18 protein-coding genes are annotated in these 22358 nt (G+C 47.4%); 1 reads left to right on the top strand and 17 read right to left on the bottom strand.

Annotation, left to right across the window (positions count from 1 at the left end):
• Nucleotides 1-613 precede the first annotated feature (613 nt).
• From GPL15_RS03730 to GPL15_RS03650, 17 genes are all read right to left on the bottom strand, one after another.
• The gene (locus GPL15_RS03730) at nucleotides 614-1399 is read right to left on the bottom strand and encodes a carbohydrate-binding protein (RefSeq protein WP_252198076.1); all 786 of its coding nucleotides are present in this window, start codon (nucleotides 1397-1399) and stop codon (nucleotides 614-616) included.
• 102 nt (nucleotides 1400-1501) lie between these two features.
• The gene (locus tag GPL15_RS03725) at nucleotides 1502-2905 is read right to left on the bottom strand and encodes a nucleobase:cation symporter-2 family protein (RefSeq protein ID WP_215696159.1); all 1404 of its coding nucleotides are present in this window, start codon (nucleotides 2903-2905) and stop codon (nucleotides 1502-1504) included.
• A gap of 160 nt (nucleotides 2906-3065) precedes the next feature.
• On the bottom strand, nucleotides 3066-4256 hold the full coding sequence (locus tag GPL15_RS03720) for a malic enzyme-like NAD(P)-binding protein (RefSeq protein ID WP_215696157.1): 1191 nt from the start codon (nucleotides 4254-4256) through the stop codon (nucleotides 3066-3068).
• On the bottom strand, nucleotides 4253-5137 hold the full coding sequence (locus GPL15_RS03715; protein WP_215696155.1) for an alpha/beta hydrolase: 885 nt from the start codon (nucleotides 5135-5137) through the stop codon (nucleotides 4253-4255). The genes GPL15_RS03720 and GPL15_RS03715 overlap by 4 nt, the downstream gene beginning before the upstream one ends.
• 138 nt (nucleotides 5138-5275) lie before the next feature.
• On the bottom strand, nucleotides 5276-6550 hold the full coding sequence (locus tag GPL15_RS03710; RefSeq protein WP_215696153.1) for an SLC13 family permease: 1275 nt from the start codon (nucleotides 6548-6550) through the stop codon (nucleotides 5276-5278).
• Between the two features lie 284 nt (nucleotides 6551-6834).
• Nucleotides 6835-7743, bottom strand: a complete 909-nt coding sequence (locus tag GPL15_RS03705) for a LysR family transcriptional regulator (RefSeq protein ID WP_215696151.1) — start codon at nucleotides 7741-7743, stop codon at nucleotides 6835-6837.
• Nucleotides 7744-7750: 7 nt separating this feature from the next.
• Nucleotides 7751-8695, bottom strand: coding sequence for an L-lactate dehydrogenase (locus GPL15_RS03700; protein WP_215696149.1), 945 nt, complete (start codon nucleotides 8693-8695; stop codon nucleotides 7751-7753).
• A gap of 81 nt (nucleotides 8696-8776) precedes the next feature.
• Nucleotides 8777-9820 (bottom strand): ABC transporter permease, encoded by a 1044-nt coding sequence (locus tag GPL15_RS03695; RefSeq protein ID WP_215696147.1) that lies wholly within the window; start codon nucleotides 9818-9820, stop codon nucleotides 8777-8779.
• Nucleotides 9817-11013: an ABC transporter permease gene (locus tag GPL15_RS03690; RefSeq protein WP_215696145.1), complete on the bottom strand. Its 1197-nt coding sequence runs from the start codon at nucleotides 11011-11013 to the stop codon at nucleotides 9817-9819. The genes GPL15_RS03695 and GPL15_RS03690 overlap by 4 nt, the downstream gene beginning before the upstream one ends.
• A gap of 27 nt (nucleotides 11014-11040) precedes the next feature.
• On the bottom strand, nucleotides 11041-13317 hold the full coding sequence (locus GPL15_RS03685; RefSeq protein WP_215696143.1) for a zinc ribbon domain-containing protein: 2277 nt from the start codon (nucleotides 13315-13317) through the stop codon (nucleotides 11041-11043).
• Between the two features lie 89 nt (nucleotides 13318-13406).
• Nucleotides 13407-14084, bottom strand: a complete 678-nt coding sequence (locus GPL15_RS03680) for an ABC transporter ATP-binding protein (RefSeq protein ID WP_215696139.1) — start codon at nucleotides 14082-14084, stop codon at nucleotides 13407-13409.
• Between the two features lie 126 nt (nucleotides 14085-14210).
• Nucleotides 14211-16334, bottom strand: coding sequence for a polyribonucleotide nucleotidyltransferase (locus GPL15_RS03675; RefSeq protein ID WP_215696137.1), 2124 nt, complete (start codon nucleotides 16332-16334; stop codon nucleotides 14211-14213).
• Between the two features lie 209 nt (nucleotides 16335-16543).
• A complete protein-coding gene (gene rpsO / locus GPL15_RS03670; protein WP_215696121.1) occupies nucleotides 16544-16810 on the bottom strand; it encodes a 30S ribosomal protein S15 in 267 nt (88 codons plus the stop codon).
• A gap of 257 nt (nucleotides 16811-17067) precedes the next feature.
• Nucleotides 17068-18180 (bottom strand): anaerobic sulfatase maturase, encoded by a 1113-nt coding sequence (locus GPL15_RS03665; RefSeq protein WP_215696120.1) that lies wholly within the window; start codon nucleotides 18178-18180, stop codon nucleotides 17068-17070.
• Nucleotides 18181-18398: 218 nt separating this feature from the next.
• Entirely contained in the window at nucleotides 18399-18569 is a 171-nt protein-coding gene (locus GPL15_RS03660; protein WP_215696119.1) for a hypothetical protein, read from the bottom strand.
• 193 nt (nucleotides 18570-18762) lie between these two features.
• A complete protein-coding gene (locus GPL15_RS03655) occupies nucleotides 18763-19662 on the bottom strand; it encodes a sugar phosphate isomerase/epimerase (RefSeq protein WP_215696118.1) in 900 nt (299 codons plus the stop codon).
• A 12-nt stretch (nucleotides 19663-19674) separates the two neighbouring features.
• Nucleotides 19675-20787 carry a Gfo/Idh/MocA family oxidoreductase gene (locus GPL15_RS03650; protein WP_215696116.1) on the bottom strand — a complete coding sequence of 371 codons (1113 nt, stop codon included), beginning with the start codon at nucleotides 20785-20787 and terminating at the stop codon, nucleotides 19675-19677.
• 181 nt (nucleotides 20788-20968) lie between these two features.
• On the opposite strand from GPL15_RS03650, the gene GPL15_RS03645 reads away from it, so the two are divergent.
• A complete protein-coding gene (locus tag GPL15_RS03645) occupies nucleotides 20969-22225 on the top strand; it encodes a uroporphyrinogen decarboxylase family protein (protein ID WP_215696114.1) in 1257 nt (418 codons plus the stop codon).
• The last annotated feature ends 133 nt before the right edge of the window (nucleotides 22226-22358 follow it).

Genomic DNA, 22358 nt, shown 5'->3' with positions numbered 1-22358 from the left:
TTCCAATTAAACAGTTTCTTTCACTAATAAATTTATCCAAATAAACACGCGTGTTGATATAAAAATTATACCCTTTACACAATAACCAAGTAAATTACCAATATTTGATTGCAGTAACCCATTTTTGATATTTGTGTAAAAAACTCACTATTTTAGATATTTCCCCAACACTTCCGCCCATCCGTCCATACCTCCCAAAGGTTCTATACCCACCATCCTTCACCACCGCCGTTTCACCTCTTCCTCCTCCTAACCAAAGTGCAATATAGTAGGTTTATATCCCCAGAACAGCCAATGCACAGCCGGGAAGAAGGGGAACCCTGGACCGGCGGGAGGAAAAAAAGAGAGAGGGGATCGTTTGCAGCCCCTTAGAAGTACTTGGCCCGTAAGGGCGAAAAATGGCAGGCAGACACTGAATACCGAATCAGTGTCTGAGGCGCCCCTGAACGATGAAGTCATCAAGAGTTCATCGTGAATGGGCGCCGCCCTGCCATTTTCCGCCCTTACGGGCCGTAGTACTTCTTAGGGGCGAAACTCGAATCCCCTCTCTCTTTTTTCTCCTCCCGCCGGTCCAGGGTTCCCCTTCTTCCCGGCGTTACTTTCTCAATAAAACCTACCCTTCCACTCCATACACCTCAATCTGGCTCAGCGCCGGAAATGGCGACGGATCATCCGCTTTAATCAGTTCACTGACCTTAATCCACTCAATCCCCTTTTTCTCAATGCAGAATTCATGAGGCTTCACGCTCTTTACCATCTCCACAACTTCTCTCGTTCCATCGGAAAATGTCAGCGTCGCCTTCACCCACCAGTTGTCATGAGGAAAATCAGCCCTTGTATAGAGCAGAATCTTATCGAAATCCACCTTTCTTCCAAAATCCAGCGTAATCTCCGCATCATCCTGCTTATTAATTCCCCAGGATTCATAAGGCCATTTTCCATGGGATTCGTTAGCCAGCACGCCGTCAATGGCATTGCGGGCTGCGAACACCGCTTCCCCTCTCGTTTCCACGTTGGCATATGCGTGTGGGAAACATCCGGTATCACCATGCTGGTCCATCACATTCTTAGCCAGGTTTTTATATGCTTTGATTTCAAATTCCTTTGCCAGTCTGAAGGTCAGATAATGCTTATCCCCGGTAAATGATTTCGGATTATAGGAAACCCTCTTCTCCTCGAACGGAATGACATAATCCACCTGTGGTTTTGTTACATAAACAAATGCCTCATCCATGGTATCATCAATTCTCACCACATAATAAGCATTGATATCCTCTGTTTCCAGAACAATATGATCACCATTCTCATATTCGGCTTCATATACGGCGATTATATGTTCATTGTCTTCAACCTGAAATTTTACAGCGTTGTCCTTATCCAAGATACTCAGCTTCAACATAATAAAATATCCTCCTAATATACATTTGATACTACATAGTATATCAGGAGGATGGACAAAACAAAATATTCAATTTCAATGAATTATGTACTATTTTACAGATTATTTCCCCTCTTCCCTGGGAAGCAGCACATTCAGCACGATTGCGACAATGGCTGCCGGCACGATTCCGGAGCCGCCGAAGATCAGCTGTACTCCCTGAGGCAGGTTTTGAAGGGCCGCCGAATTGGCTCCAAGTCCATATCCAAGTCCGATGGCAACGGAAACAATGGTGATGGTTCTGGAATTGATCTCATCCTTGGTGATCAGCTGGATACCGCTGACAACGATGGATGCAAACATCATAACTGCCGCGCCGCCCAGCACGCTCTGAGGCATGATGGAAACCAGAGCCGCCAGTTTCGGGAACAATCCGCAGGCGATCAGGAAAATGCCGCCGATAGAAATTGCAAACAGATTTACCACCTTAGTCATGCCCACAAGCCCTACGTTCTGGCTGAAAGAAGTGTTGGGAAGCACACCGAAAATAGCCGCAAAAGAAGATCCCAGGCCGTCACAGATCACGCCGCCGGAAAGTTCCTTGTCTGTCGCTTCCCTTCCCATACCGCCTTCTGTGATACCAGAAAGATCTCCCACCGTTTCCACCGCAGTTACGATGAACATGATGCCGATGGGAATAATCGCCCGAGCGTCAAATACCAGCGGAACCGGCATGAGTTTTGGAATGGATATCCAGGGAGCCGACGCCACTTTATCCCAGTTGAGCACCCATGATTTGGTCAGCTCAACCGTAGTTCCGGCTGCCGCATCCGTAAATTCAAAGGTGTGAGGCAGGATGAGCCCCATAACAGCCGCCACAACATATCCGATGATAACGCCGGTCAAAATAGCCGAAGAACTCAAAAATCCCTTGCATTTATGCTTTAATACCACAATGATAACCAGCACAATGGTACCCAGAAGCAGATTCTCCAAAGATCCGAAATCCTTCACGCCGCTGCCGCCGCCAAAGGAATTAATTCCCACGCCGATTAAAGAAAGACCGATGGACAAAACAACCGTACCGGTAACAACCGATGGAAAATACTTTCTCAGCGGTTTTAAGAACATTCCCAGCACGCCTTCAAACAGGCCGCCGACAACCGAAGCGCCGAGGATCGCCCCGTAGGCCACGATACCGCCTCCCATCACACCGGCCACACTGCTGCATACACCGATAAAGCCCGAACTGGTTCCCATAACAACCGGAAGGCGCGCACCAACCGGCCCGATGGTAAACAACTGCACCAGCGTAACAAGACCGGCAACCAGCATGGCGTTCTGAAGAATAGCCACCTGCATTTCACTTCCTGCCGTAATTCCGCATGCGCCTGCAATCAGAATAATCGGCGTCAGGTTTCCTGCGAACATGGCAAGTACATGCTGAAGTCCCAGAGGAATCGCAGTCTTTAAAGGCAGCCGTCCTTCCAGTTCCTGGGGTGAGGAATAAACTTTTTCCGTACTCATATAGTACCTCCTGGTTAATAAATTTTTCATAAAATAAATAAAAATTTTATGAACATATTATAAGATTACCCATTTTATGGAAAATTGTCAACCTTGTTTTTTCTTTTTTCAGCATTTGCGTAACAGTTCAAACGGCGGGAAAATTGATAAAAAAGCTGCGTCAAGCTGGCTTATGCCGTACCGCGCCGGAACGGACCGCAGCTTCCGCCACGCGCTTTGCCACATGGGCGGCTGCTCTCTTATCGAAAACAGAAGGAATGATATATTCCGGGCAAAGATCCTGTTCTCCAACCAGTTCCGCAATCCCATAAGCCGCCGCCACCTTCATCTCATAATTGATATCCCTTGCCCCGGCATCCAGAGCTCCTCTGAAAATCCCCGGGAAAGCCAGCACGTTATTGATCTGGTTGGGATAATCCGACCGGCCGGTTCCCATCACTTTAACACCTGCTCTGACGGCGTCCTCATACATAATCTCCGGCACCGGATTCGCCATGGCAAATACAACAGGATCCCTTTTCATGGTTTTTACCATCTCCGCCGTGAGCGCCCCCGGCACCGATACGCCGATAAACACGTCGGCTCCAGCCAGCGCATCCGCCAGGCTCCCTTTCCTGTCTTCCGGGTTGGTGATTTCACAGAGCATCTTCTTATGATCCCTGATCCCCTGCTCTCGTTCTCTGTAAAGGATTCCGTATTCATCACAGGCCGTTATATGCTTCACTCCGGCCGCCAAAAGCATTTTAATGATCGCGGTTCCCGCTGCTCCCGGACCGTTTAGCACAACTTTAATCTCACCTATCTCTTTTCCCACTACTTTCAAGGCATTGATGAGAGCCGCTGTCACCACAATGGCTGTCCCGTGCTGGTCATCATGGAAAACCGGGATATCCAGCTCTTTTTCCAGCCGTTCTTCGATTTCAAAACATTTCGGTGACGCGATATCTTCCAGATTAATGCCTCCAAAAGAAGGGGCCAGATACTTTATGGTTTTAATCAGCTCTTCCGTATCCTCAGTATCCAGACAGATTGGAAATGCATCCACATCCCCAAATATTTTAAAAAGGGCCGCTTTTCCTTCCATCACCGGCATGGCCGCTTCCGGCCCGATCTTTCCCAGTCCTAACACAGCCGTACCGTCGGAAACCACAGCAACCAGATTTCCCTTAGCTGTATAGCGGTATGCATCCTCTTTATTCTCCGCGATCTTCCTACAGGGCTCCGCCACTCCCGGCGTATAGGCGATGCTCAAATCATCCCTGTTCTCCAGCGGAACCTTACTCACCACACTGATTTTTCCACGGTTCTTTTCATGCATGATAAGCGCTTCTTCATAGTAATTTCTGTTCATTTCAGATTCTCCTTTATAAACCGCAGGATCAGTTCCATTGCCTTTTCATGCTCCGCCAAACGGTAGACGGTAAAGCCGTGGGAAGCTCCCGGAAAACGTTTCAGCGTCACTTCATTCCCCGCCTGGGCCAGTTTCAGGGCAAATGTTTCCGCCTCATTACAGAGGTCATCCAGCCCGGCCGTAATCACCAGCGTTTTCGGAAAATCCTTTAACTGCTCCTCCTCTGCGAAAACAGGCGACGCCAGATAGTTGGACTGCTCCTCTTTCTCACAATAATACAGGTTATAGAGCCTGGCCCGTTCAGCAGGGACGCCTCCGCCCCGCACCTCTTTTTCCTCAGGATCCGTAAACAGGTCCATGGGCGGATAATCCAGTACCGCCAGCAGAGGTTTATGGGTGTTCTCCTTCCGGGCAATCATACAGATCCCCGCAGCCATATTGCCTCCTGCGCTGTGGCCCGTCAATATAATCCGTCCGGTATCGATCCCCAGCTCTTTCCCATGGGCAAATGCCCACTGAACCACATCATAACATTCATACAAGGCCGTAGGAAACGGATATTCCGGCGCCACACGGTAATCCACATCCAAAGTTTTGCATCCGAGAGCGTGGACCAGCTTTCTGCAGTACAAATCGTCGCTGGCCGTCCGTTCCCTGATAAATCCGCCGCCATGCAGATTGATCACCAGGGCCGCCCCGTCATTTTGTCCGCAGGCCTGGGAAAAATACACGGTGGATTCACCCGACCTGACAGGCACTTTAATCACCTGGATTTCAACCGGATATTCGTCCAGTTCCTCCTGCGTTACCACCGCGGAAGTCACCCTCTTTCTCGTTTCCTTTGCCATCTGTATCATTTCTTCTCTGCTTATCTGTTCCATAACAAGCCTCCATACCGGAGCTTTTTATTGTGCAGGCACGCTCTGAGAATTTTAAACTCTCAGAGGTGATCCAAATTCGTGGCTCCGTCACAAATCTTGGCACTGCCTGTTTCCTGTTTTTTCTGTGCTGCCTGCTTTTTAATAGAATGGAAATATAAACGGCAGCCAGACGATAGAAAATGCGGTTATAATCAATACCAGCGGCAGACCGCATTTTAAATAATCCTTTAATTTATAGCCCCCCGGCCCCATAATAATAGTCTGGGCCGGACAGGCCATGGGCGTCAGGATTGACGCGCAGCCTGCAATGAGCACTCCCATAACCGCTGCTCTGGGATCCACTCCGATCTTAACCGACGCCGCGCTCACAAGGGGGACGAATATGGTAATTGTCGCAATATTGGACATCACCTGGGTCAAAATGAGGGGAACAATAAAGAAAACAGCCATTATAATATAGGGATTTGTGGTATTGCCTAAAAGCATGATCATTTTCTCAGCCACCACATCCCCGGCCCCTGTGATCTTAATGGCATCAGAAAGAGGAAGCACACCGGCAAAAAGGAATACGGTGGGCAGATGAATGGATCCCAGCGCCTCTTTTTCATTTAATATTCCGAAAATGACCAGAAGACATGCGCCCATACACGCCAGTATGTACATTTTAATTCCAATGACATCCGCAAATATCATCGCTGTTATGGTTGCCGCGATGATGAGGATGGCCGCCTTTTCTTTCGTAGGATTTAACTGCGCCCCCTTTTCCTTTTTCTTAATATTGTCGTCAAAAGAAGAGTTGTCAATATCAGGAAGCAGCCTGCCTGCGGCCACCGCCACATAAATCAAAGATATGATCAGAATCGGGATACGGGCAATGGTAAAAGACCAAATATTAAACGGCGTGCTTCCTCCAGCCTTCAGCATCACGTCACTCCATGTCATGTTGCTGGCGCCCTGTCCTAAAAATGTCATGCCCGTGGCGATATTTGCCGCCACAATGGCCGGAAACAAGAGTTTGCTCCTGCTGGTCCCGATTTCATTTCCGATTCCGATCAGAAGCGGCAGCATGATTGCCGCAGTTGCCGTAGCGCTGGTAACAATAGCCAGAATAGCAGCCACAATGCTGGCCATGAGAATCAGCATTCTCGGCTTGCTTTTATAACTGGTCACCAGCACCTGGGCACGGTCCAATATGGATGTCTTCGTAATGGCTGCCCCCACCACAAACATGGCGCAGAACATCACAACATTGGTATTGGTAAATCCGGAAAATGCCTCAGACGGGGACAGTACCCCGGTTTGAATCAATGCAAGAATAATACAAGTTGATATAAGGGAAAAAGGAACCTTTCCCGACATAAATGCAACGATGGTCAGCAACAATATAATCAGTGTAATTGTTAATGGACTCATAAAAAACCCCTCCTACTTTTATTTACAGTTCCTACGCGTATCACCTGAGAAAACTCTATCATATCTGCAAATAACTGTGAAATACTTGTTTTTTATAAGTCCATAGCTTTAATTTATTGCAACAGTTCAGGACGGCGGGAAAATTGATAAAGAAAGCAGCGTCAAGCTGGCTTGTAAGCGGCTTTCTTTATCAATTTTCACATCGGATGGACATCCGATGCTTCTTGACCAGCTTTTTCGGTCAAGAAGATAAGCCGTCCTGAACAGTTGCACTTTATAACGTATCAGCCGGATTCAAAATATTCATGGATGAAATGAATACATTTTTTAGCCGCTTTACTCAGCACCCGGCCTTTCTTCCACACAAACCCAGCCTTATACCTCACCGGGCGGCTGAGCGGAACCGCCTCCATCCCCTCACTCCTGATCAGCGACGCAAACTCATCCCCCAGCGCAAACGACACCCCCACATTGTTGGCCACCAGATTATAAGTCGTGACCATCTGTTCCGGAGTGGACAGAATATTGGGCACAAGGCCGCACCGTTCAAATTCCGCGTCTATCTTCTGCCTGATATAGGAATGGGTGGGAAGATAGATTAATGGCACCCCTGCCAGGTCTTCAATGGCAATAGTTTTGTATTCAGAGAGCGGGTTATCCTTATGCACCAAGACCTTCATTTCCCCCTGCCTTATTATAAATGTCTCATAATTTCTAAGGATTTCCCCTTCTTCTCTTAAAACCATATAACCCAGTTCGATCTCGTCCGCGTCCAGCGCCTCCATGATCCCATAACTCCCCAGCTCCATCACCTGCAGCCGCGCCATGGGATAACTCTCCATAAAGTCCCGGTACAAGGCCGGTGTGACAAATGCTCCGTTGATCGGGGTCACGCCGATATTCAGGATCCAGTCATTGGCTGCGGACATTTCCTGCATCTCCTTCACAGAATCCTCAATCCGCCCTAATATGTCCACCACCTTTTCCAGAAATATCTTCCCTTCACAGGTCAGCATCACGCTTCTTTTATCGCGGACCAAAAGCGCCACCCCCAGCTCCTCTTCCATCCGCTTGACTGCGGTTGTGATCGTGGGCTGGGCGACGCAGAGTTCTTCCGCTGCCTTGGTAAAACTCCCCGTCCGGGCCACCGCTTCAAAATACTCTAATTTTCGAAACTCCATCCTTCTCCCCATTTCCCTCTCATAAAGACGCCTGTGCCTCTTTAATCACTTCAAAAGAACGCGCCAGCTCCTCCAGCTCGGAATCCGTCAAATGATACTCCACAAGTTCCTTCACGCCCTGGCTGTTGATCACAGCAGGCACGCCGGCGTAGATCCCATTTTCCCCATATTCCCCGTGAAGCATGGCGGATACGGGAATCACTTTATTCTCATCCCTTAAAATCGCATTCACAATCTGTACGGTAATGGATGCGATTCCAAAGGTAGTCGCCCCCTTTGCATTCACAATCCGGTACGCGATCTGCGCCGTATTCTCTTTCACCTTCCCGATGTCGAACTCCTTCAATCTGTCCCGGTTGTCCTGCAGGATCTCTAAAAACTTCTTTCCTCCCACTGTCACCTGGCTCCACGGGATCATCTGTGAATCCCCATGTTCCCCCATACAGAGGGCATAAACGCTCTGGGGATCCACATGCATCACATCCGCCAAATGATAACGGAGACGGGCGGAGTCAAGCGCCGTTCCCGTTCCAATCACCCGCGATTCCGGCAGACCCGAAAGTTTCTGCACATACCAACTGATCACATCCACCGGATTTGTAATCACCACAATACTTCCGTCAAACCCGCTGCCCATCACAGCCGGGATCACCCCGTTCATAATTCCGGCCGCCTTTCCAAGCATATCAAGCCTTGTCTGCCCTTTGATATAGGGAAGCGCAGCCGCAATCACCACCACATCCGCGTCCCTGCACTCCGCGTAAGTCCCCGCCTGCACATGCATCTTGCTTCCGCTGTACCCCATGGAATGCTGCAGGTCTGTGGCTTCCGCCCAGGCCTTTTCCTCATTCAAGTCAATCAATACCAGGTCGTCACAAATCTGCCCCATAACCAGGTTAAACGCCACGGCCGCCCCCACGGAGCCGATTCCCACAATCACTACCTTGCTTCTTCCAATTGCCATAAATACCTCCTTTTCATCCTGATCCTTTCCAGCCATCTGTCACCGCATCACAGCCGTTGGAAAGAAGTTTTTAACACAGTGCTAAAACATTTTTAAATAATAATAGGGCAAAAACAGCCTTTGAACTACTTTAATCTCCGGCAGCCACTGTCCCACGTCCAGAAACACAGGACAGAGGATCAAGCTCCCTACGATAAAAAATGGGATCAGACAACAGATCACCGCCCCATTTCCCACCACGCTTTTTAAAAGGAACGCGAACACAGAAACCAGGACCACATAAACCGCCATACAAGCCAGCTCGTATCCAATATTCCCCATATTTCCAGTCACCTTTAACGAAACCAGGCCGGAAACCGCCGCCAGAACCACCAAGGCCGATACGGATGCCGCCTTGCACCACAATTTCTGAGAATAAGGCACAGGGATATAAAGCCCTTTTTTCTCATCCTCCAAAAGCATAACTGACGCGAAAATACCGGCGATAAACACCATGACCGCCGCCACTCCCCGCACCGGAAATCCCGTTTTTACCGTAACATCCTGCATATCTCCCCCATCAATGGTATCGTAAGCGAATGCAAACGTGCTGTGGTTTGTCCGGTACATGTCAAACAGCTCCGACAGTTCTTCCCATGCCTGTTTCCCGTCAAGCGGTTCAAATGCCTGCTCTTTTACCGCATAATTTTCCAGAATCACCCGTCCGTACTGTTCCATTAAAGCCGCAAACACCACTTCGGAAGCCAGAGGCGAAATCACAGTGGACGGAGATGTGCACAAGCCGATGCTGCGCCTGTATTTCTCTTCATTCAAACACTCTTCCAGGTCTTCATAGAATATATAACCGCATTCCGCCTGTTTGGACGCTACTTCCCGTTCCAGTTCCTCCAAAGAATCACATTGGTAGAAATCAAAAACACTGTCCCCTTCCACCAAAGAACCTGCGGTCCGTTCAGCCAGATCGCCGCCCTCCACATAAAGAGCGACCTTTACGCCTTCCCCGCCTTCAGCTTCCATTTTCGCCGCCCCATATAAAACCAGAGGGAGAAACAGCAGCAGGATTAAATATCCCGGACGTTTCAACTGTCTTTTGCAGGAAAGGCAAAACCATGTCCATATTCTCATAGCCGCCCTCCAATCCGCTTCTGAGCCAGGGAAGCAGCCACATAGAACACTGCGGCAGCCAGAATCAGACGCAGCACGGCCCGCCAGGACAACGCAGACGCCATCACCAGTTTAACCGCATCCATCATCCAGCCGGCCGGCATATAGGGCGCCAGCTTTGCCAATCCTTCCGGCAGGAACACAGCGGGCACAATGCCCCCTGCAAGGAACATCATTCCCACAGAACAGAGGAAAATCCCCATCACTCCGGCCATCCGGCTTCCTCCCAGCTCATAGATAAACACAATCATGGACGCCGCTGAGACACTGACAAGCAGAACCACTCCGGTAAGCTGGAGATTCCAGTCCGTAAAACCAAGGGCCCAGGCAGTTCCTGCCGCCAAAAATGCCGCCGCCATAAGCAGCAGGGATACGGCCAACACGCTCCCCAAGGTCTGTTTCCAGCAGCCGATTCCCATGATTTCAAGCTTCTGTCTGAGAATCCGGTCCTTTTTCTTAACGATCATAGATGCAGGAATCCCGCATAACAGAAGGAAGAGTATAAATGCAGAAATTCCATAAAACTCCAGCACCGGGATATCCCCCACAGCCGATACCTGATAATCCTTAAAATAGGTGTTCCGCGGCAGGCTGTAATTCAAAAACATCTTATTCAAGTCCGCATTTACCGGATAAATCCGGTCAGTCAACCCATACCTCACACACAGGTTATCCGCCGCGTAAATGGCGGCCTGGGCAATTCCGAGAATAGCGGCCCCAGCGTCCGCCAGTTCCTTAAACACAGCCGCCTCTATCCCCGTGGATTTGGGAAATATAATCGTGGCCGGAGTATTGGTACCGTCGATGATCCCTTCTATCATATGGTCCGGGACCACAATCAGAGCCGACAAAATCCCCTGTTCCAGCTCCTGTCTGCCCTGTTCCATATCCACATACCGCAGATCGCCGATGCTCTGTACGCTTTCCATCTCTCCCAGAATACCCATGACTTTTTCTGCCAGTTCATCCTTTTCAGGCAATACAACCCCAATTTCAATCCGCCCGGCCGCGCTGCCGCCATAAATCATATTACTGGCAGAAAAAGCAATTGCGCCAAGCACAACCGCCAGCACAACTGCTCCTCCTGCAAAATATGGCAATTTACGGCAAGCTTTTTTCAATTCAAGCTGTAAATAGACCAAAAACATCTTCATTCTTTATCCTCGTTTCCACACCGGTTCTTACTCGAACTTGCTGAGAAGCCCCATAACTCTGCCGTATGCAGACATGATGAGCATACCCCATTCATTTTCCGTCGCGCCCAGCACGTCAAATTCTGTCCCCTCCAGGTCTTCGATCTCACCATCCATCGGCGCAATCGAATAATAACCGGAAAGCTCCAGCATTTTCATTCCTTCTGAAGAAATGGAGATGGTATCCGCATCAGCCCTAAAGCCCTTGCCCTTTTCCAGATCCTCAATCACACCGGCAACAGAAACTTTAAATATCTCGCTTCCGTCATCGCTTCCGGCCAGCATCAGATCGTAATCACCGTTCTTTCTGTCATAACTTCCGCTGTAAGCGATTTCCACCAGTTCATCATCAAATTCTAACCCTAAATCCACATCGCAGGTAAGGGTTTTATCATCATACTTTCCTTCTTTTACAAATGTAATTTCTCCCTTTTCACCGTCTGCTTCCACAGTAAACACAGCATTCATATTCTGTGTCAGATATGATCCGCCGTTAAACTCCAGATTCAGGCCAAGCAGTGCGGTGGAATCATCTTCATTCGTCAGTCCGGTTTCTGCCTCTAAGGAAATCAGCCTGCCCTTCTTATCCAGATAAACCGTGATTTCAATCTCGTCATCCATAGCGCTGTCGAGCGCAGTAATTACCTCTTCGATTCCCTGGTTCATCTCATCCCACATCTCATTGACCATGGTTTCTCCGTCATATACCTCAGGATCCCCATAGATGGAAGAGCTCATCATCTGATTTGACATGTTCATGATCTGGCTGTAGTAGTCGATCAGTTCCTGTTTTAAAGTCTCGTCTTCCAGGAAGAACTGACATGTTTCATCCACAAAATCCAGCAGATTGTCTTTAGAAACAACCATTCCAAAGCCCCGGCAGGAAACATCCGAACCGTCTACTTTAAAGTTCTTCTTTTTAGAAATTTTTGATACCTTGATGCTGTCCTTTAATTTATCAAAAGACTTTGTTTCCTTATTAAACCGCTCTTTCAGCCCCAGCACATCGATGGGACCTGTGGAACCTGGAGCGTAAAGGCTCTGGCAGTATTCCATGTAGCTCTGGAACGCATCCATATCAATACCGCTCATATCAATATACTGGCCCAAATAAGGTGAATTTTCAATCTGTCCGGCAAGATCCTCCGCATAGTTCAAAACAAATACCTGGTCAAACAGATCCGGTATAGAAGCTTTAAAATATGTATCATCATAGTACATTTTCAGCGTTGTAATATCAATGCCTTTATAAAGGATTCCAAGATCCAGGGAACCAATGTTATTCTTCAAATCATTCTTTTCAAAAATATCGAACCCGGCGCCTTCGAAACTGCTGAGGCCCAGTCCTCCCATATCCTTTTCCAAAGTCAGGCCAAACCCGTAATCCGTGCTGGCCGTCTGGGCATTGGCAAAAATATCGCCGAATCCGAATATCTCTTCCACAGGCTTCACCTGCTCCGACGAATTCACACTCTTGAACGCATTAAATACCTCTTCCTTAGGATCTTTCTGCATACCGAAAAATACTGCTGCTGCGATTCCCACAACTGCAACCGCGGCAGCTGCCGCAATGATGATTCCCTTGCCTTTTTTCTTCTTGGGAACGCTCACTACATCCGCCTGGCTGTTAATCACCGGAGCCTGTACTACCGGAGTTGTATTTCCCGGCGCTGCGGCCTCCGGCGTATTTGTTTGTATTCCTCCGGCAGATGGTGAATTCATTCCGCCAGCATTTTCAACAGCGGCTTCTTCGTTCACGGATTCACGGGCCGTTTCCTCTTGAGCCACATCTTTCTTGGCCGGCTCTTGCACAACCGCGTCTGCCTGTGCCACATCTTTCACGGCTGGTTCTTCCTCAACCGCGTCTGCCTGTGCCACATCTTTCACGGCCGGCTCTTCCTCAACCGCGTCTGCCTGTGCCACATCTTTGACGGCTGGTTCTTCCTCAACCGTGTCTGCCTGTGCCACATCTTTCACGGCTGGTTCTTCCTCAACCATGTCTGCCTGTGCCACATCTTCGACGGCTCCGTTTTGCTGCGCCGCCCCTTCCTGATCTTTCCCTTTGTCATCCGGGCTGTCCCAGTCGATTTTTCTCTCAGTCAAATCCGGCATTATAGTTTTCTCATCCTTCTTGGCCTGATCTGCTGTTCCATCCTTTTCAGACGCGTTTTCCGCCTGACTCCGGGTTTCAATCAGCCTGTTACCGCAGGAAGTGCAAAATTTCGCATTTTCATCATTTTCCATGTTACAATTCGGACATTTCATAGCTCATTCTCCCTTTATCATTTATTTTTTCGCAATAGTTCAGGACGGCGGGAAAATCATTCACGAAGATGGGCCGTTCTGAACTGTTACTATTTTTCAAACCGGCTCACCAGTTCTCCGGCGCTCAGTCCCGTGGGCGCCTGTTCCAGTTTACCGTGATTCAAAACGTACAGTTTGCTGCACAATGACAATTCCTCCAGCTCGTGGGATGCCAGAAGCACAGTGCCGCCTGCCGCCATATACTTAACGAGATAATTCCTGATCTCTTCTTTACAGATCAGATCCAGGGCAGCCCCCGGCTCATCCATTATCAGAACAGGCGCGTGATTGGACAGGGCACAGGCGATGCTGAGCCTCTTTTTCATGCCTCCCGATAAACGGCCCACATCCGTTCCCAGAAAGTCGCCGATTCCAAGCATTGCCGCGGTTCCATGATCCAGATCCTCTTCCATCTTCTTCTTATCTCCGCGGTAATATAATCTCAGGTTATCCTTAGCCGACAGCTCTTCCATCAATGGATTTTCCTGTGGGACATAGGCAATGCAGTCGGAAAGAATCCTTCTGCTGCCGAGAATTTCCTGCCCCTGATACTTCATGCTGCCTTTATCCGCTCTTACGGTTCCCGATAAAACAGAAAAAAGCGTCGTTTTCCCACAGCCGTTTCCACCTGCGATTCCCACACATTCACCGGGAGCCGCAGAAAAAGACACTCCTTCCAATACGCTTTTATGTTTATACCGTTTCCAGATGTCTGTCACTTCTATCATGCTACTCCTCCATACCGGAGCTAACTCCTAAACGTAGTTATATGAAAACTTTACTACAAAAAAAAGTCATGGTCAAATGAAGTTTTCCTTAATTTCCCATGACTTTTTCTGCTGTTTCAGACAGATTTATTCTGCTGCTTCTTCCTTATTTTCAGAAGCGGGTTTCAGATCGCCTGGCTTCATGCTCAGGTTAATCCGTCCCATCTTATCAACTTCAACCACCTTCACAGTAACTACATCGCCGATATTAACAACATCCTCCACTTTAGCCACCCTCTTATCAGAGAGTTTGGAAATATGGATCATACCGTCTTTCTTAGGAGCCAGTTCAACAAACGCTCCGAAATTCATAATACGGACTACTTTACCCGTCATGATCTGTCCGGCCTCAATATCTGTAACAATGCTCTTAATAATGCTGATTGCTTTTTCAATCATAGCCTTATCCGTACCGCAAACAGCTACATTGCCTTCTTCGGAAATATCAATCTTAACGCCTGTTTCATCAATAATCTTGTTGATCACACTGCCCTGCTTGCCCACAACATCGCCGATCTTGCTGGGTTCAATGCTGATCTGTTCAATCTTAGGCGCGTATTTTCCAACTTCTTTTCTCGGTTCCGAAATAACAGGAGCCATGATTTCATCCAGAATATAAAGTCTTGCTTCACGCGTCTTCGCTATCGCTTCTTCAATAATCGGTCTTGTCAGTCCATGGATCTTAATATCCATCTGGATTGCGGTGATTCCTTTATGAGTACCGCCTACCTTAAAGTCCATATCGCCGAAGAAATCTTCCAGGCCCTGGATATCGGTCAGAACGAGATAATCGTCATCCGTATCTCCTGTTACCAGACCGCAGGAAATACCTGCAACCGCCGATTTAATCGGAACACCCGCTGCCATAAGTGACAGAGTGGAAGCACAGATGCTGGCCTGTGATGTGGAACCGTTGGATTCCATGGTTTCGGATACGGTACGGATCGCATATGGGAATTCCTCTTCTGAAGGAAGCACCGGAATCAATGCCCTCTCAGCCAATGCGCCATGTCCGATTTCACGGCGTCCCGGTCCTCTGGACGGTTTTGTCTCACCAACAGAGTAAGACGGGAAGTTATAATGATGCATATATCTCTTTGATGTTTCCATATCATCAATACCGTCTAATTTCTGACGCTCAGATAAGGGAGCCAGCGTACATACATTTAAAATCTGTGTCTGTCCACGTGTGAACATGCCTGAACCATGAACGCGGGGCAGCATATCGATTTCTGCAGCCAGCGGACGGATTTCCGTAATTCCACGGCCGTCAGGACGCTTATGGTCTTTTAAGATCATCTTGCGCACAGTCTTTTTCTGATACTGGTACACGGCTTCACCCAAAACTGCAAGCCATTCCTCATTCTCTGCAAATGCCTCTTCCAGTTTTTCTGTGATCTGGCGGATATTCTCTTCTCTCGTCTGTTTATCATCTGTAAATACCGCAACTTCCATCTCTTCCGGAGTTACGATCTCTTTAATGGCATCGAACAATTCTGCCGGAACAGCGCAGCTTGTATAGGTATGCTTTTCTTTTCCGCATTCAGCCACAATGGTATCGATGAATCTGATCACTTCCTGGTTTACTTCATGAGCTTTATAGATCGCATCGATCATGGTCTGTTCAGCCACTTCATTTGCGCCCGCTTCGATCATAATCACCTTATCTCTGGTAGATGCAACGGTAAGCGCCAGGTCGGAAACCTGTTTCTGAGCCTGAGTTGGGTTGATCACAAATTCTCCGTCCACTAAACCAACCTGTGTTGTCGCACAAGGGCCGTCAAACGGAATATCAGAAATAGCGGTTGCAATTGCAGATCCCAGCATTGCAGTCAATTCCGGGCTGCAGTCCTGATCTACAGACATAACCAGGTTGTTCAGCGTAACATCGTTGCGGTAATCCTTTGGGAACAGAGGACGCATAGGACGGTCGATCACACGGGAAGTAAGGATCGCGTTCTCAGACGCCTTTCCCTCTCTCTTATTGAATCCGCCGGGAATCTTTCCTACAGCATATAATTTTTCTTCATATTCCACGCTTAACGGGAAGAAATCGATTCCCTCTCTCGGTTTATCAGATGCGGTTGCTGTGGAAAGCACCACCGTATCACCATAGTGCATAAATGCCGCACCATTTGCCTGTTTTGCAACTCTGCCGATATCAACAGTCAATGTTCTGCCGGCAAGTTCCATAGTAAAACTCTTGTACATACGCTTAATCTCCTTTTAAAATAGAATTTTTCTTCTGCGGAAGATGCCGAAACTACTGAAAAACACACGAATCTTCATGCCCTTTTCAGCGGTCTCGGGACAAATCTTCCACATGAATTGCCGATTAGACGGCTTTCCTGCCCTCAGAATCCTCTCTCCTGAGAATCAAGAATAGGGTGGAGATAATCTCTCCACCCTAATGTTCAAATTTACTTTCTGATTCCTAACTTTTCAATTAAAGTACGGTATCCTTCAAGATCTGTCTTCTTTAAATAGTCAAGAAGACCTCTTCTCTGACCAACCATCATCAGAAGACCTCTTCTTGAGTGATGATCCTTCTTGTTCTGCTGTAAATGCTCTGTTAATTCAGCAATTCTGGCAGTTAAAATAGCAATCTGAACTTCCGGTGAACCTGTATCTCCAGGTTTTCTACCATATTCTGCAATAATAGCAGCTTTCTTTTCCTTTGAAATCATGATGATTTCCTCCTTATTCTTATAAACTGACCGAGAACTAAGCTTCAGGTTGGAGCGTCCAAAAACCGGGTTCCGGCGTTAACTCATACTTTGTAAGTCTATCATGAATTGTTTGACTTGTCAAATATTTTTCATCCTTGCTTGATCCTTTTTTCATGCTTGATTGACCTTGTATTTTTCATCCTTGATTGACCTTGTTTGATCCTTTGTTTTATCTTTGCCCGTCCAATATTTTATCTTTTGCCGAATCCCAGCCTTTACCCCTGTTTTTTAATAACCTGGGCTATTTCCATCATTCTGGGAAGGCACGCTTCGAAAAACATCTCATACGATTTACAAAAATACTGCTCATACGGTGATCCGGCCTGCCGGTTCCTTCGGCAGCCGCCCCGGCAGAGCGGGTAATACCGGCATTCCCGGCATTTATCAGCGTGGTTCTTGGATTCCTCTATGAATCCGATCTTCTGCCTCATCTCATTCACCATTTCCACCGTATCACTATTAAAGTTTCCCAGTTTATACTGGTCTAATACATAAAAATCACAGGGATAAACGGCGCCGTCCGCCTCCACCACATACTGCATCCCGCAAATCCCCCTCATATCGCAGGATTCCGGAATCTGGCCTAACAGCATAGCTATGTAATTTTCAAACTGCCTGATAAATGGCTGTTTCCCCTGCTGAAGATCTTCAAACCACAGATTGAACAGTTTAATTAAAAATTCCCCATAGACTTCCGGCGTCAGTGAATAATCACGTTTCCCCGGTTCCTCCCCCAGCGGATCCAGGCAGGCAATGAACTGCAGGTAATCCAGCCCGTTCTTCTTATAAAATGCGTAGGTCTTTTCAATCTGCGGCGCAGTCTTACCATTGACCACAGACAGGATATTGAACTCCACCCCCATCTTTTTAAACAGGTCAATGTTTTCCATTATTTTATAGAAGCTTCCTTCACCCTTGGCATTTTTACGGTATAAGTCATGAACTTTAGGCCCTCCGTCCAGGGAAACCCCCACCAAAAAATGATTCTTCACAAAAAATTCAGCCCACTTTTTATCCGTATGATATCCATTGGTCTGTAAGGCATTATAAACTTTAATCTTTTTCGTATTATATTTTTCCTGCAACTCCATGGATTTTTCAAAAAACGGCAGGCCGGTCAGGGTTGGTTCCCCTCCCTGATAGGCAATGGTGCATTCCTCTTCCGCATAGGCAAAAACCTGTTTCATCACAGCCTCTAACGTCTCTTCAGACATCATCCCATAAGACGGCTGTTCCCTTTTTGACATGGTGTCATAATAAAAGCAATACTCGCATCTGAGATTGCAGTTTCCAGACGCTGGTTTAATTAATACACTGATTGGCGGCATATCTTCTCCTTTTTGTAAGCATTTTTAGTCATTTTAATGGTCAATTAATTTCCTCTGCCTGATGTAATCCCGGCTCTTCTGGATAAAACAGGAATATTCATATATGGGCCGGCAATGTTTCAATATCGGATGGTTGGCCGATAAATTAATATTGATCACCTTCACCTTTCATTCTAACATAGGTTCCCCTTTATTTACAAGGTAAGCGTCCGATAATCTCAGTTCTTTTCCGCTTCATAAGAAGCTTCCCCATTATAAAACACATAAAATTCCGGTCCCCCCTCCTCTCCCGCTTCCAGCGCCTGATAGAGTTGGGCCGCATTTTTCGGGTTGCCAAATAATGCCGTAAATACGCTGGATTTCACCTCACGGTTGCTTATCTCTTTCATTGTATTGCCAGTATCCGTACAGTTTCCTCCTAAATTTTACTTTTATTTTTGACTGAGATTCATTTGGGAAATTTCGGCGGACTGCCGGTAAGAAAATCTGAGAAATACAGTATGCCATATTTTAATAAAAAAAGAAGCGCTTTGGCAAATCTGATCAATCCAACAGATCTGCCAAAACGCCTTTTCAGTTCCCTTATGCGCCCACGTGTTTCAGCGCGTTATCCACATGTTTTTTCGCTCTCGGAATATCCTCTTCATCCAAATGTTCGATGATAATCGGAATGTTGGGATGATTCTTCATCAGACGTTCCAGGTAGAGTTCATAATTCAGCACACCCAGGCCAGCCGCCGGAAGTTCAACCGCCCCTGCCCCGCGAAAGCTGTTATGTTCTGCCGAACCGCCGCCGAATTTCTCGCCGGTATCCACCGCCCTCTTACAATCCTTTGCATGGGCCACGCGGATTTTATCATCCAGAACATAGAATATCTTCTCAATGGTTTCATCCACATGATCGATGTTGTCCTCGCCAAAGTAATTGGTGGGATCCATTAAAAGGCCGATTCCCGGATGATTCACTTCTCTTAAAAGCCTGGCGGTCTGCTCCACAGCCCCCACGATGTTGTTCACATAGTTTTCAATTAAAAATACCGCATCATGGTCATAAGCGAATTTTGCCAGATCAATTGCTATGCTCTTAAACTCCTGATATGCTTCTTCCGTCGCGTTCTTAGGATCATAAAGCCAGTCGCTCTCCACATTATAAGTGCCCGTTTCGCTCACCACATAAGGGGTTCCGAAATCCCTGGCATGAGCCAGAATCTCTTTTACATAATTGATGTTCGCCTCTCTCTGAACCGGATCCGGATGAACCAGATTGGTATAAGCGGAAATGGCAACGATGGGAAGGTTTGCATCCCGGAACGCGTCTCTCACATAATTGGCCTTTTCTTTTGTAATGTTACCTCTTGACAAGTCAATATCTTTAAACTCAAGATCCAACTGCACGCAGTTCATCCCGTGATCTTTCGCCCTCTTAATGGTCTCTTCCATCGAATACGGATAATAGCCTGTAAAAATCCCAACTGAAATCATACTTCATTCCTCCTATAAAAATTCTTCTAATTTTACTGTCCGTTCTTCTTTAATTGACCGGTAACACGCTTCCACACAAGCCAGGGTCTTCACGTTATCCCTTGCGCTGATTTCCGGCTCCGTTTTATTTTCAACCGCACACAACAGATTTGCCATGGTGCCCACAAATGCATCCGGGAACCACATAGTCTCCCACTTAGGCTCAATCCACTGGTGGGGATATGATTTACAGGCCAGCCTCAAAGAGCTTCCGGCAAACTCGGGCTCCCGTTTATGCCAGCCGAAGTCCCCTTCTGCAAATCCTTCCGTGCCTTCCACCCTCCAGTTAATATAATTATGCTTCTCACAGGGTTCTTCCGGCCATGCCCATACATCGTCAAGGCTTGTAGCCATCAGGCCGTCTGAATACTGGTAGGTGTACTGGGTGATTCCGTCCGTATGCTCAAATTTCGTTCTCGGGTCCGTTCTGCATAAAGCTGTAATCTTTTCCGGATCGCCGAACAGATATCGGAAAATATCAATATGATGAACGCCCATGGCGTATAATTCCAGCTTATTATATGCCTTTAAAAATGCCTGCCAGTCCGGTATGGCCCTCATATCGATGGTGGCAATCACCGGTTTTCCGATCAATCCCTTATCCAAAATGCATTTGAGCGCTCTCATGGACTGGTCATAACGCATATTGGAGTTTACCGCGATAGGAATCCCCGCTTTCTCTCCCAATTCCACAATTTCCTTCGCCTCATCCACAGACATGGCAATTGGCTTCTGGCACAAAATGCCTTTAATATGCGGCTTGGTACAGACATATCGGACTATCTCAAGCTGCACATGAGGCGGTACGGCAATATCTATAATATCGACTTCCGGATCATCCACCAATTGATGCCAGTCTTCATAAACCTTCTCCAAATTATGTACTGCCGCCACCTCTTTACTCTGCTCCAAATCTAAAGAAGTGATGGCATATGGGTTAAATCCCGCCTTGCGGTAAGCAGCAAGATGGCAGTTTCTTACTATAAACCCTGCGCCAATGATGCCGATTCTATAATCTTTGTTTACAGGCATCACCGGAAGCGTGGCAGCTTCCAGTTCCTTTCTCAAAAGTTCCCCACTGTCCATTTTTTCGCATCCCCTTTCTTCATGAAACGTTTTATAAGTTATTTTCATACTAACAAATCGTGGAGAACATGTCAATAGAATTCTGTAAATTATTTCCTTTTTTTCTTGTCAAAATAGAAATTGCATGTTATGATGAAACCATACCATGAATCGTTTCATGCTTTTGAAAGGAGATTATCTTATGACCGGAAAAGAAAAATTATCACTGGCAATAAACCATCAAGACGGACCGCTTCTGCTGGATATCGGCGGTATGCCCACCACCGGCATCCATTGTTCAATTGTAGAAAAAATGAGGGAATACTACGGACTTAAAAAACGCATAGTCAAAATAATCGAACCGCTTCAGATGCTGGGTATGGTAGACGATGATTTAAAGGAGGCCATGAATATCCAGACCTCTCCGCTATGGAGTGCCGGAACCATGTACGGTTTCCGCCAGACAGATCAGTTTAAGGAGTGGAAAACCCCATGGGGTCAGGAAGTATTGGTTGCCAAAGACTTTATCACATCTTCCAATGAAAAAGGAGATACTTTTATCTACGCCTGCGGCGACCCATCCTACCCGCCGTCAGGCCATATGCCAAACGGCGGCTACTATTTCGACAACATTATACGCACTCCTGAGTTTGACGAAGACGAATATGAAGTTTCAGAAAATCTGGAAGAATTCGGCCCTGTGTCACAGGAAGATTTAGACTGGCTTGCTGCACAGAGAAAAGAGAAAGAACATTCTGCCGATGTGATCATGGGAAATCTGGGCGGAACCGCTTTCGGCGACATCGCCCTCGTCCCGGGCCCACAGTTAAAGGCTCCTAAGGGAATCCGCGACATTACGGAATGGTACATTTCCACCGCCATCCGCCAGGATGTTCTTCACGAAATATTCGACTACCAATTGAACTATGCCCTGGAAAATCTCAAAAAAATACACGACACCCTTGGAGAGACCATCCAAGTGGCTTACATCTGCGGTACGGACTTCGGAACCCAGAACGGGCCTTTCTGTTCCAATGATGTATTCCGCAGCCTGTATGCCCCTTACTACAAAGCGGTGAATAACTGGATTCACGAACATACCTCCTGGAAAACATTTAAGCATAGCTGCGGCAGCATCTACGGCCTCCTGCCAGACCTGATTGAAGCTGGTTTCGATATCATCAACCCAGTTCAATGGACTGCCAAAAACATGGACCGGAACCAGTTGAAAAAGGAATTCGGGGACCGCATCACATTCTGGGGCGGTGGCGTAGACACCCAGAAAACCCTTCCCTTCGGAACCCCGCAGCAGGTTCACGACGAGGTTTTGGAATGCTGTAAAATATTCGGCAAAAACGGCGGTTTCGTCTTCAACACCATACATAATATCCAGCCCGGGGTTCCGGCGGAAAATCTGGCGGCAATGATTGAGGCGGTCCGGGAATATAATGGGGAATAAAATTGGGATTTAGTTAGTGAACGTTACGCAGGAAAGCGGGACGAGGGGACGGACTGGATGTTTGGATGGGGGCGGGCCAAGGGGAATCCTTCGGGGATGAAAACCAGCTTCCAACCGTAAGTGAAACTAAGGC

Source organism: Clostridium sp. MCC353 (assembly GCF_018785315.1).
Classification (GTDB): Bacteria; Bacillota; Clostridia; order Lachnospirales; family Lachnospiraceae; genus CHH4-2.
Note: the sequence above shows the minus strand (reverse complement) of the source record. Positions and strands in the feature narration are given on the sequence as shown.